Source organism: Amycolatopsis sp. NPDC004747, from assembly GCF_053601335.1.
Genome location: NZ_JBSGBQ010000009.1, coordinates 322,418 through 334,767 on the forward strand (window position 1 = coordinate 322,418; position 12,350 = coordinate 334,767).

Below are 12,350 nucleotides of genomic sequence, written 5' to 3' on the forward strand. Positions count from 1 at the left end.
GATGTGACAAGGAACGGCCGCAATGAAAGTCGCGATCATCGGTGCCGGATTCGGCGGCGTCGCCTCCGCCATCACGCTGGCGAAGGCCGGCCACGAAGTCGAGCTCTTCGAGCAGGGGGAGACGCTGCGCCTCGGCGGAAACGGCGTCATCCTGTTTCCCAACGCCACCCGGCTGCTCGCCGACCTCGGCGTCAGCCTGGCCGGGCTGGGCAGCCGGATGGACGCCCTCGACCTGCTGACCAAGGACGGCACGCCGCTGATGAGCATGCGGCTGAGCAGGATCGCGGACCGCTACGGCTCGCCCATCGTCGTCAGCGAACGCGGTGACGTGCTGCGCCGGATGGCCGAACTGCTGCCGGCCGGCAGCGTGCGGTTCGCCAGCCGGTGCACCGCGATCGAGGACCGGCCCGGTGGCGGGCCCGGGGTCGTCGCGCGGTTCGAGGACGGCAGCCACACCTACGCCGACCTCCTGATCGGCGCCGACGGGCACCGGTCGGTGGTCCGCACGCACCTGTTCGGCGAGGACCCGGCCGGCTACACCGGGGACGCCACCTGGCACGGCGTCACCGAGCTGCCCGACGCGTTTTCCAACGGGCACCGCATCCACTCGCTGTACGACGAGGAGGGCATCTGCATCGTCCACCCGGTCGGCGGCAACAAGGTCTACTGGGCGTTCGAACTGCCGTGGTCGGACGGGGACCGGGTGCCGCCGGGCAGCCACCCCGGTTCTCCGGTGGCCAACCTCCGGGAACGGTTCGGCGGCTGGACGGCATCGGTCATGCCCCAGCTGCTCGCCTCGATCACCGACGACGACGTCGGCGTGTTCCCGCACGTGCTGCACCACGTCCGCCCGGCCTGGGGCCGGGGACCCGTCACGCTGGTCGGCGACGCGGTGCACGCGGTTCCCCCGCGGCTGGGCATGGGGCTGGCCCAGGCCCTCGAGGACGCGTGGGTGCTGGGCCGGGCGCTGACGCACCAGGGCCGGCCGGCGGACCTGGTGCGGACCTACGAACGAGCGCGGCTTCCCCGGATCCGGAAGATGTACGCGGTGGCGTCGGCGATGGGCCGCAAGACGCTGCCGCTGCCGCCGCGGTTGCTCCGGGTGGCGGGCAGCTGGCTGCCGGTGACGTCCTACCAGACCGCGCTGATCAAGAGGCTGAGCAACTACCTGAACGACGACGCGCCGTGAAAATCCACCCTTAACCCGCGTCCGCCGGAACCCCCTAGCCGTTCCGGTGATCACCCCTAGAAAACGGAAAAAGGCCGGGCGCACACCAGGGTGGCGGGTGCGAATTCGGCCGGGTAGGTTCATCGGTGGATAGTTCGATCGATTCCCGTGGAGCGCGCGTGGCTCAGACAAAAACAGATGACGGCGCTGTTTCGCCGGTCGGCGCGCTCGCCGGTGCCGGCGTGCGAATAACCGGTATCGGCACCGCGACGCCGGCGACGTCCTATTCCCAGCAGGAATTGCTGGACATTTTCGGGGTCACCGACCCGCGAATCAGGTCGCTGTTCGTCAACAGCGCCATCGACCGTCGTTTCCTGGTGCTGCCGCCGGAGAACCCGGACGGCACCCGGCGCCACGAGACGCAGGGCGAGCTGCTGGCCAAGCACCGCACCCACGGCATGGAGCTGGGGGCGCGGGCGGTCCAGGAGTTCCTGAAGACCACCGGCGCGGACCTCTCCGACGTGCGGTACCTCTGCTGCGTCTCGTCGACCGGCTGGCTGACGCCCGGGTTCAGCGCGCTGCTCATCCGCGAGCTGGGCCTGCGCCACGACTGCGGCCGGCTGGACGTGGTGGGCATGGGGTGCAACGCGGGCTTGAACGGGTTGTCCGCGGTCGCCGGACGCGCCGCCGCCCACCCGGGCGAACTCGCCGTGATGGTGTGCGTCGAGGTCTGTTCGGCGGCGTACGTGTTCGACGGCACGATGCGCACGTCCGTGGTCAACAGCCTGTTCGGCGACGGCTCGGTGGCCGTCGGGGTGCGGGCGGGGGACGCGGGGCCCGCGGTGGCGCCGGCGGGGCCGGCCATCCTGCGGTTCGCCAGCTGCATCATCCCGGACGCGATGGAGGCGATGCGGTACGACTGGGACGAGACGGTCGGCAAGTTCAGCTTCTTCCTCGACCGGGACGTGCCCTACGTCGTGGGCGCGCACGCCGAGGTCGTGGTGGACCCCCTGCTGGCCGCGGCCGGCCTGCGGCGCAGCCAGATCGCGCACTGGGTGATCCACTCCGGCGGCAAGAAGGTCATCGACTCGATGATGGTCAACCTCGGGCTGACCAGGCACGACGTCCGGCACACCCTGGGTGTGCTGCGCGACTACGGAAACCTCTCCAGCGGCTCGTTCCTGTTCTCCCTCGACCGGCTGCTGGCGGAGAAGGTGGTGCACCCGGGGGACTACGGGGTGCTCATCACGATGGGACCCGGTTCGACGATCGAGACCGCCTTGGTGCGGTTCTAGAAGGCGGTGGAGGGTTGTCTTCGAAACAGGCCATGTCCGGGCTGAGCGACGGCGCGGACGTCTACTACCGGATCGACACGGCGGAAACCCTGTCGCCGGCGCTGATCGCCACGCTCGACGAGCTGTGCGACCGCGTCGAGGCGGCGGGTGACGACGCCATCGCGGTGCTGCACCTGATCGGGCGGGACGACGCGGTCAGCGCCTGGCCGGGCCAGGACGTCGGCATCCACGCCGTGAACCGCTGGGAGCGGGTGCTGCGCCGGGTGGAACGCCTCGGCGCGGTGACGATCGCGGTGATCGAGGGCAGCTGCCACGGTCCCGCGCTCGAGATCCTGCTCGCCACGGACTACCGGATCGGCACCCGCGACACCCGGCTGAGCCTGCCGCTGACCTCGGGCGAGTTCTGGCCCGGCATGGCCCTGCACCGGCTGGCCAACCAGGTCGGGGTGGCCCAGGCGCGCCGGCTGGTGCTGTTCGCGTCCGAGCTGTCCGCCGCCCAGGCGATGCAGCTCGGGCTGGTCGACGAACTCGTCGACGACGTCGTCGAGGGCGTGTCCGCGACCACCGCGCTGGTCGGCCGGGTGACCGGCGCCGAACTCGGCATCCGGCGCCGGCTGCTGCTGGAGGCCACGACGACCACCTTCGAGGACGCGCTCGGCACGCACCTCGCCGCGTGCGACCGGACGCTGCGCCGCGCGGCCGCGGGAACGGCGTCGGTGACGCCATGACCACGAGCACGTCGACCCTGGACAGCTGGGCGGACGCGGAGCTGCCGCACGGCACGTTCGACCACGACCGGGCGGCGCTGACCCGGCACACCTCGGCGGGGGAGGACCTGCTGGCGGAGTTGCGGCCCAAGCCCGACCGCGGGCCGGCCGAGCGGCGCACGGCCGAGCGGGTGCACGAGTCCTGCCGCCGGTGGCGGGCTCGGTTCCTGCACCGCCACGCCGCCGGCCTCTACGACGAGCTGACCGGCGGCCGGGCGAACCACGTGCGGCTCGCGGAACTGGCCTTCGCGGCGGCCGAGGCCGTGCCCGGGCTGGTCCCGACCCGGCGGCAGATCGACGGCGAACGGCAGGTCGTCCAGGCGGACAAGGAAGGCCGCGAGATCGACCAAGGGCTGTTCTTCCGCGGCCTGCTGCGGGTGCCGGACGTCGGCGACCACCTGCTCGACGCGATGGCGCTGCCGACCGCACGGGCGCGGGAGCTGCTGCCGGAGTTCGCCGCCACCGGCCGGCTGGACCTGGGGGCGGTGCGGATCGAGCGGCGCGGCGCCGCGGCGCACGTCACCACGCGCAACGTCCGGTGCCTCAACGCCGAGGACGACGCGTTGATCGGGGACATGGAGGTCGCCGTCGACCTGGCGCTGCTGGACGACCAGGTGCGGGTCGGCGTGCTGCGCGGCGGTCCGATGACCCACCCGCGGTACCTCGGCCGCCGCGTGTTCAGCGCCGGCATCAACCTGACCGACCTGCACCAGGGCCGGATCTCGTTCGTGGACTTCCTGCTGCGCCGCGAAGTCGGCTACATCAGCAAGCTCGTGCACGGCGTGCTGGTCGATTCCGCCGCGGACGCCTGGCCGCACCGCACGCTCGACAAGCCGTGGATCGCCGCGGTCGACTCGTTCGCCATCGGCGGGGGGATGCAGCTCCTGCTGGCGGTCGACCACGTGATCGCGGGTGCCGACGTCTACTTCAGCCTGCCCGCCGCGCAGGAGGGCATCGTGCCGGGCGCGGCCAACTTCCGGCTCCCCCGGGTGGTCGGTGGCCGGCTGGCCCGCCAGATGATCCTGGGCGGCCGCACGCTGTGGGCGGGGGAGCCGGAGGCCGGGCTGCTGGTCGACGACGTCGTCGACCCGCAGGAGGTCGGGGCCGCGGTCGAAGCGGCCGTGAGCCGGCTGGACAGTCCCGCGGTCACCGCCAACCGGCGCATGATCAACCTGGTCGGCGACCCGCGCGACGAATTCCGCGAATACATGGCCGAATTCGCGGTGGCCCAGGTGCGCCGGGCGTACAGCGCGGACGTGCTCGAAAAGGTGGGCCGCCGGGTCGCCGACCGGCTGGCGAGGCATGGCACAGCCGGCTGACCAGCCGCGGGTCCGGTACGACAAGCGGGGGCCGGTCGCGTACGTGACGCTCGACCGGCCCGCCGTGCTCAACGCCATGGACTCGCGCATGCACGTGGAACTCGCCGGGATCTGGGACGACATCGAGGCCGACGACGAGATCGTGGCCGGGGTGCTGACCGGGGCGGGCGACCGGGCGTTCTCGGTGGGGCAGGACCTGACCGAGCTGGCCGGCCGGGTCGAGGCGGGCACGGACCGGTCCAGCTTCGGCAGCCGCGGCAAGCCGGGGTGGCCGCGGCTCACCGACCGGTTCACGATGAGCAAACCGCTGATCGCGCGGGTGAACGGCTACGCCATCGGCGGCGGTTTCGAACTGGCGATGGCGTGCGACATCATCGTGGCCGCCGAGCACGCGACCTTCGCACTGCCGGAGGCGCGGCTCGGCCTGATCGCCGGTGCGGGCGGGGTGTTCCGGCTGGTCCGGCAGCTGCCGGTGAAGACGGCGATGGGGTACCTGCTGACCGGGCGGCGGATGTCCGCGCGCCGGGCGCTGGAACTGGGGCTGGTCAACGAGGTCGTGCCCGCGGCGGACCTCGACGACTGCGTCGACGGCTGGGTGCGGGACGTGCTGCGGTGCGCGCCGCTGGCCCTGCGCGCGATCAAGGAGGCCGCGATGTCCTCCGCGCACCTGTCGATCGAAGACGCGTTCGCCGCCCGGTACTTCTGGGAGGAGCGGCGGATGCACAGCGACGATTCCCGGGAGGGGCCGCGCGCGTTCGTGGCGAAGCGGCCGCCGCGTTGGCTGGGGCGCTGAGCGCACGCCAAAACCTCGATCCCGCCCCCGCGCGTGAGAAACCGCGTCGACGATCGAAGAAAAATGTCAAGTCCGCCGCCTGAACGTCATCCAGTCACACCGAATCTCGTTTTCGCGAAAAACGATGGCCGGTGGGATGTCTCCAAATGTCGGCTCCGCGGACCGCGGCAGCAAACTGGCAAATCGGATGTTCGGTGCATAGTGGACACATCCGGGTAGTCCGGTTTGGCCGGGTCAGAGGCGCCCTTGCTGGGACTACGCGAGATGCGTTACTCTTGCACACGCTCGGCTGGGGGCTGTACTCCGTGGATCTTGTCGGTAGTTGACAATTGGGGGGTTCATGAGCGAATTTACCGGGAAGCACGTTTTACGCAGACTTAACGAGATATTTATCCATAATAGCAGAGAGGCCGGTGGTGTCGCACTCGTCCAGGGGTCAATGGCCACCGGAAAAACCACATTACTGCATTCATTCCACGACGAACTTGTCAAATCCGGTGAGCTCGTCCTCACCGCTTCGGCGTCCCGCGAGGAACGGCACCTGCCGTTCGGCGTGGTGGAACAGCTGCTCAGCCACGCTCAGGCGCTGCCCGAGCTGAAGGCGGAGGCCGCGGCCCTGACCACCGAATCGTTCGGCTCGCCGGACGGCCCGAACGGCCCGAGAGGACCGCGGTCCCCGGGCCGGGTGTACACCCTGGGCGCCGCGCTGCTGGCGCTGGCCCGCGACCGCCCCGTCCACTTCGTCGTCGACGACGTCCAGCACGCGGACCCGTCGACGTTGCAGTGCCTGCTGTTCATGGCTCGCCGGCTGCGCTGGACGCAGACGTTCATGGTGTTCAGCATGTCGCACTGCTCGTCCCACGAGTCCCAGCAGTTCCTGGCCGGGCTCAGCGGCCTGCCGTACGTCCACCGCGTCCGGATCGCCCCGTTGACCGTCCGGGGGGTCGCCGACGTGCTCACCACCCGGCTGGGGCCGGGTGCCGCTCGCGGTGCGGCCCGCGTCCACCGCGCCACCGGCGGGAATCTCCGGCTGGTGAACGCGATGGTGGAGGACGTCAAAGGTGCCGCCCAGGGCGGCACCGTGGAGCTGGGCGTGGGGCGGGCGTTCGAAGAGGCCGCGCGGGCCTGCCTGCACCGCTGTGACGACGAGAGCTTCGGCGTGGTCCGGGCGATGGCGGTGCTCGGCGAACTCGCGACACCCGAGCGGATCGGCGTGCTGCTCGGCCTCGACGTGGAATCGGTGACGCTGGCCGTTTCCGCGCTGGAGCAAGACGGCCTGCTCGAAGCGGGCACGTTCCGCCACCCGGCGATCTGCGGGGCGGTCCTGGGCACGTGGACGTCGACCGAACGCGCCCACGAACACCGGCGCGCCGCGAAACTCCTGCACGACGAAGGCGTCCGGTCGTCGATCGTCAGCAGGTACCTGCTGGCCGCGGGGGCCGCGGCGGAACCCTGGGGCGTGGCGGCGCTCAAGGAGGCGGCCGGCGAGCAACGGCACGACAGCCCCGAGCTCGCCGTCCAGTGCCTGGAACTGGCCCGGCGGCTCAGCGGTGACGAACACGAGCAGGCGGCCGTCACCACGATGATGGTGTCGATCGAGTGGCGGACCAATCCCGCCAACGCGTCCAGGCACGTGCCGAAGGTGATGGACCTGCTGCGCGGGGGCCGGTTCGCGCCCGCCGATCTGATGACGATCATCCGGTACCTGCTCTGGCACGGCCGGATCGACGACGCGCAGACCGCCTTGGAGCAGCTGTCGGACTCCGTGCGGGCCAACGAGTGCAGCCGGGCCGAGCTGGTCGTCTTCCAGCTGTGGCTGCGGTACTCGTACCCGGCGCTGCTCGAGCGGGTGCCGGCCGCGAAGGAGGCGCTCACGGCCGCGATCACCCCGGCCGCCGTCGCGACCGCGCCCCAGCTGCAGGCGGGCGAACTGCTCAACCTCGTGTTCACCAACGGCAACTGCGACGAGATCGTCACCGGTGCCGAGCACATCCTGCAGACGTGCCGGTTGACCGACACGACGCTGGAGCTGCTCATCACGGCGCTCGTGGCGTTGCTGCACGTGGACGGCCTGCAGATCGCGGATCGCCGGTGCGGCAGCCTGTTGCAGGAAGCGGCCGCCAGGGGAGCGACGACCTGGCAGGCGGAACTGTCCAACATCCACGCGGTCATCGCGATGCGGCAGGGTGACCTGCCCGCCGCGGTGAAGCGCGCGAACGCGGCGCTGACCTACCTCGACCAGCACGACTGGGGAACGCGGGTGGGCGGTCCGCTCGCCACGCTCGTGCTCGCCTACACCGCCATGGGCGCCAACGCCAAGGCCGAGGCCACGCTGGACCTCCCGGTGCCGCAGGAGATGTTCCAGACCGGCTTCGGGCTGTACTACTGGCAGGCCCGCGGCACGTACTACCTCTCCACCGGGATCGTGCAGGGTGCCCTGTCCGACTTCCAGGCGTGCGGCGAGCTGATGGAGAAGTGGCAGGTCGACCTGCCCGGTCTGGTGTCGTGGCGGATCGACCTCGCACAGCTGTACATCCGGCAGGGAAAGCTGTGTGACGCGCGGACGCTGGTCGAAGAGCAGCTGGCCATGCTGCGCACCGGCGGATCGGTCCGGGTGCGGGGGATCGCGCTGCGGCTGCTCGCGGTGCTGTCCGAGCCGGACCAGCGGCCCAAGCTCCTGGCCGAGGCCGCGGACATCCTGAAGCGGTGCGGTGCCCAGCTCGAACTCGCCCACACCCTGGTGGATCTCGGCGACGCCCACCGCATGCTCGGCGAACCCGACCGCGCGCACGTCGTCGAGCACCAGGCGAAGTACCTGGCGAAGCGCTGCCACGCCGAGATGCCACGACGGACGCGGCACACCCTGAACGCCAGGCCGCGGGCCGCGACGCTGCTGAGCCGCGCCTCGAATTCCGTCGATCTGCTGAGCAAGGCCGAACGCCGGGTCGCCGCGCTCGCCGTCGGGGGGATGACGAACGAGGACATCGCCCGGAAGCTGTGCCTGACGGTGAGCACCGTCGAGCAGCACCTGACGCACGCGTACCGGAAGCTCAACGTGCGTCGCCGCACGGATCTCCCCGCGGAACTGCAGTCGTCGGTGGCGTGACGCGGAGGGCCGCTCCCGCGCGGAGCGGCCCTCCGCCGTCTTGCTGCGCCGTGGGTTGCTCGCCGGCGGCGGCCGGTGTTGTCTGGGGTGAGGGTGATCCGAACCGGAGGAAGGCGCTGTGGCCGAACAAGGGAACACCGTCGGTGTCGTGGGTCTCGGGTCGGTGGGGCTGCCCCTCGCCGAGCTGCTCGTCGAGGCCGGTGTTCCGGTGGTCGCCGTGGACACCGATCCGGCCGCGGTCGAGCGGGCCCGCGCCCGCTCGATCGCCGCGCACGCAGGCATGTCCGTGCTGTCCCCGGCGAGCCTCGTGGTCGAGGCGGTCCCCGAACACCGGGAGACCAAGACGGCCGTGCTGCGGACGATCGCCGAGGTCTGCCGTCCGGACACCGTGCTGGTTTCGACGACCGCTTCGCTGTCGCTGATGGCGCTCGCGGCCGAGTCCGGCCGTCCGTCGGCGGTGGTCGGCTGGCGGTTCGTGGTCCCGCCGGCGCCCGGGGGAGCCTGCGAGGTGGCGCCGACGGCGATGTCGGACCCCGGCGCCGTCAAGGCCCTCGATGCCTTGGTGCGCCGGCTTCCCTTGACGGCGAAGGACTTCGGGCCGGCCCGGCCGCTCGCGTGGGAACTGCTCCTCGGCTACCTCAACCGGGCGGTCTCCCTCTACGAGTCCGGCTACGCGACCCGCGAGGACATCGACACGGCGATGAAACTGGGGTGCGGTCTGCCGTCGGGTCCGCTGGCGCTGCTCGACCGCCTGGGCCTCGACCTGGTCCGGCGTGAACTGGCCGGGTTGCACGAACGCACGGGACGGGCGGCACACGCGCCCGCACCGCTGTTGAGCGACCTGGTCGGGCGCAAGCGCTTCGGGTGCAAGGCCGGCATGGGCGTCTACGACTACGAAACGGCCGACGTGGCTTCGCGGCCCGCGGACCCGGCCGGGACCGCGGCCCCGCGTCCGGTCAGCCGGATCGGCATCGTCGGGTCGGGCACCATGGGCCGGGGAATCGCCCAGGTCACCGCGCTCGGCGGCTTCGACACGGTGCTCTCGGCCCGCACCCGGGAGAAGGCCGAGGCGGCCATCGAGGCGATCGACGCGGCCATGGTCCGGGCGGTGCGGCGCGGTCAGATCCGTCCGGAAGCCCGGCGTCAGGCACTGGCCCGCATCCACCCGTCGTCCGGCTACGGCGAGCTCGGTGACCGCGACGTCGTGATGGAGGCGGTCACCGAGGTCGAGGCCGTCAAAGCCGAGGTTTTCGCCGAACTGGGCCGGGTGTGCCGCCCGGGCGCGGTCCTGACCACGACCACGTCGAGCCTGTCGGTCGCCGGCTGCGCCGAGGCCGCCGCCCGGCGCGGCGAGGTGGTCGGAATGCACTTCTTCCACCCGGCGCCGTCGATGGGCCTGGTCGAGATCAGCCGGACGCGGTTCACCGGCGACGACGTACTGGCCACGGCGCACACGTTGGCCCGTTCGCTCGGCAAGACGCCGGTGAACTGCACGGACCGGGCCGGGTTCATCGTGAACTACCTGCTTTTCCCGTACCTCAACGACGCGGTCGCCTTGGCCGAGGCGGGTGCGGCGACGGTCGAAGAACTCGACCGGGCGGTGGCGAACGGGCTCGGCCACCCGCTGGGGCCGTTCGCGCTGATGGACGCGATCGGCCTGGACGTCTGCGAAGCGATCCAGAAGCGGCTGCACGAGGTCCACGACGACCCCGACATCAAGTGCAGCGCCGTGCTGACGGCATTGGTCGACGGCGAACGCCTGGGCCGCAAGGTCGGGGCCGGCTTCTACAACCACGACCTGTCGCCGTTCCACGACGTCCTCGGGGTCTGACCGCCGGGCACGCGGGGGACGTTGCCGCTGCGGGTGACGGAAAAAGCAGCGCCACGCGACTTCGGGGCAATTCTTATTTCCTGTCCGAAATGAAGGCGAATTGCTCTCGAACAGGCGGGCGTGAGATCGTTCCCGGCCACTCCCGTCGAGCCGCGGACAGTACTGTCGCGCGGGCCGGCCGACGGGACACATCTGACCGAAGATCCTCTGCGCATCAGGGGTTTCGGCAGGTCGGGAACCAGGGTGCCGCGAGGTGCGGGGACGACGTTTGTGTCGGCCGCGCGGCAAATGCTCCGAATGGGTGTAATAGGTTCGTCGTGTGATGGCTGGAGTGCGATTTTGCGGGTACGCTCCCAGCGGTCTGCATGCGTTGCCCGGGGGAACGCGATCGAATGGACAATCGGCGAAGAAATCCTCAGGAGGCTCGGTGTGCATCAACACCCCGGCAGCTGCCGCGGCACCGGAAACAGCGGTAGGGTCAGGTTTCCGGCACCAGGGCTGCCTCTACGGCCGCGATGCCGAGTTCCTCGCGATGGCCGTTCCGTTCGTGCAGGGCGGGTTGCGCCGGGGTGAGCCGGTGCTGGTCACCACCACGGCGGCCAACCTCGAACTGCTGCACGCGGTGATGGGCGCGGAGGCCGACCGGATCGCCTTCGCGGAGTCGGACTACTTCGGCAGGCGGCCGGCGCAGCTGGCCGACGCGCTGCACCGCTACTGGGACCGCCACCGGTCCACCGCGCCGACCGGCGCGGTCCGCGTCCTCGCCGAACCCGCCCGGGCCGGTGGCTCCCGCGACGAAGCCGCCTGGCAGCGGGCCGAGGCGGAGTTCAACGTGGCGCTGGCCGGGACCCGGATCTGGATGATCTGCCCCTACGACACCAGGACCGCCGGTCCCGCGGTCGTCGAGGTGGCCCGCCGCACGCATCCCGAGTACGTCGTCGGCGGCGAAATCCGGTCGTCCACGCAGTTCAGCGCCCCGGCGGAGGCGGACGGACCCGCGGCGGCCGCACCGTCGCGCACCACCGAGGACCTCTTCCGCTTCGAGGGCGACCTGGTCGCCGTGCGGCGTCACGTGCTGGAGCGGGCCGGCGCCCTGCTGTCGTCGGAGGACACCGCGACGCTGTTCGGCATCGCCGTCGGCGAGGCGATGGCCTACCTGCTCGAGCACGGCATCGACCGGGCGGCCGTGTGGGTGCGGCCGGCGGCGGGCCGGCTGGTGTGCACGCTGCACAGCGAACGCCCCGTCGACGGCCCGGCGTTCTACGGACCCCGGGCGGCGGCCCGCCCCGGCACCACCCTGTGGATGACCGACCAGATCTGTGAATGGCTCGACGTCAGCTCCGACGCGGCCGGCTGCACCATCGAGCTGGCCATGCGGGAGCGCCCCGCCCGCAGCTAGGGGAGCGGGTACGGACTCGGGGTCGGCCGGGAGCGCGGCCAGGCCGGCCCCGACCGGCGAAGTTCGAGGTGTCACACGGGCATGACCGGCGGGCTTCGGGGTGGCGGGCCGCCCGAGCCTCGAGACCCCGGGACACATCTGTCCGTCAGTGCAACCGCACGTCTCCGAAGCGGTCCTCGATGCGGCGCAGGTCGCGCAGCCGGGGCTCGGTCTGCCCGCCCAGCCAGCGGTTCACCGTCTTCGGGGAGACACCCAGCTCCCCGGCCGCGGTCTCCTTGGTGATCCCGCGGCTGCGCAGCGCCTCGGCCAGCCACTCGGCGAAGCTGGCGGCGGGCGCGTCCGGCTGCCGGAGCACCGGGGCCGGCTCCTCGCCGCGGGAGGGCAGCACGTCGAACTCGACGCGCTGGGGGTACTTCCGGCAGGAGACCTCGAGCACGCCGGACGGTCCGGCCGCGCTCAGCAGGGCCCGGAGGATCGTGTTGCCCACCTCGCGTTCCTCGGCCTCGGCGAGCGGCGCGCCGGCGAGGCACTCCTGGACGAATTCCCGGATTCCCGGAACGGCGGACGGGCGCGCCGGAAAGATCTTCGTGCTGATTTCGACCGGCACGACCTCGATCGATTCGCCGAGTGAGCGGCCCGCCGATTCCACCACGATCAATGTCCCTTCCGCCG

At 71.4% G+C, this 12,350-nt stretch carries 9 protein-coding genes; 8 read left to right on the forward strand and 1 reads right to left on the reverse strand.

All coding sequences use genetic code 11. The features are described from left to right. Nucleotides 1-22: 22 nt before the first annotated feature. From ACWEGE_RS17255 to ACWEGE_RS17290, 8 genes are all read left to right on the forward strand, one after another. Nucleotides 23-1,189: an FAD-dependent monooxygenase gene (locus ACWEGE_RS17255; RefSeq protein WP_449661439.1), complete on the forward strand. Its 1,167-nt coding sequence runs from the start codon at nucleotides 23-25 to the stop codon at nucleotides 1,187-1,189. Between the two features lie 158 nt (nucleotides 1,190-1,347). Next, entirely contained in the window at nucleotides 1,348-2,463 is a 1,116-nt protein-coding gene (dpgA, locus tag ACWEGE_RS17260; RefSeq protein ID WP_449661440.1) for a 3,5-dihydroxyphenylacetyl-CoA synthase DpgA, read from the forward strand. 14 nt (nucleotides 2,464-2,477) lie between these two features. Next, complete coding sequence (gene dpgB / locus ACWEGE_RS17265; protein WP_449661441.1) at nucleotides 2,478-3,191, forward strand: enoyl-CoA-hydratase DpgB; 714 nt, start codon at nucleotides 2,478-2,480, stop codon at nucleotides 3,189-3,191. Then, complete coding sequence (gene dpgC, locus ACWEGE_RS17270; RefSeq protein ID WP_449661442.1) at nucleotides 3,188-4,549, forward strand: (3,5-dihydroxyphenyl)acetyl-CoA 1,2-dioxygenase DpgC; 1,362 nt, start codon at nucleotides 3,188-3,190, stop codon at nucleotides 4,547-4,549. Before dpgB ends, dpgC begins: the two co-directional genes overlap by 4 nt. Continuing rightward, nucleotides 4,533-5,342, forward strand: coding sequence for an enoyl-CoA-hydratase DpgD (dpgD, locus tag ACWEGE_RS17275; RefSeq protein ID WP_449661443.1), 810 nt, complete (start codon nucleotides 4,533-4,535; stop codon nucleotides 5,340-5,342). Before dpgC ends, dpgD begins: the two co-directional genes overlap by 17 nt. Before the next feature lie 340 nt (nucleotides 5,343-5,682). Further along, nucleotides 5,683-8,448, forward strand: coding sequence for an AAA family ATPase (locus tag ACWEGE_RS17280; RefSeq protein WP_449661444.1), 2,766 nt, complete (start codon nucleotides 5,683-5,685; stop codon nucleotides 8,446-8,448). A 118-nt stretch (nucleotides 8,449-8,566) separates the two neighbouring features. Further along, on the forward strand, nucleotides 8,567-10,279 hold the full coding sequence (locus ACWEGE_RS17285) for a 3-hydroxyacyl-CoA dehydrogenase family protein (protein WP_449661445.1): 1,713 nt from the start codon (nucleotides 8,567-8,569) through the stop codon (nucleotides 10,277-10,279). Between the two features lie 427 nt (nucleotides 10,280-10,706). Continuing rightward, nucleotides 10,707-11,678: an anti-sigma factor RsbA family regulatory protein gene (locus ACWEGE_RS17290; protein ID WP_449661446.1), complete on the forward strand. Its 972-nt coding sequence runs from the start codon at nucleotides 10,707-10,709 to the stop codon at nucleotides 11,676-11,678. A 145-nt stretch (nucleotides 11,679-11,823) separates the two neighbouring features. On the opposite strand, the gene ACWEGE_RS17295 is transcribed toward ACWEGE_RS17290, so the two are convergent. Then, on the reverse strand, nucleotides 11,824-12,330 hold the full coding sequence (locus tag ACWEGE_RS17295; protein ID WP_449661447.1) for a helix-turn-helix domain-containing protein: 507 nt from the start codon (nucleotides 12,328-12,330) through the stop codon (nucleotides 11,824-11,826). Between the last annotated feature and the right edge of the window lie 20 nt (nucleotides 12,331-12,350).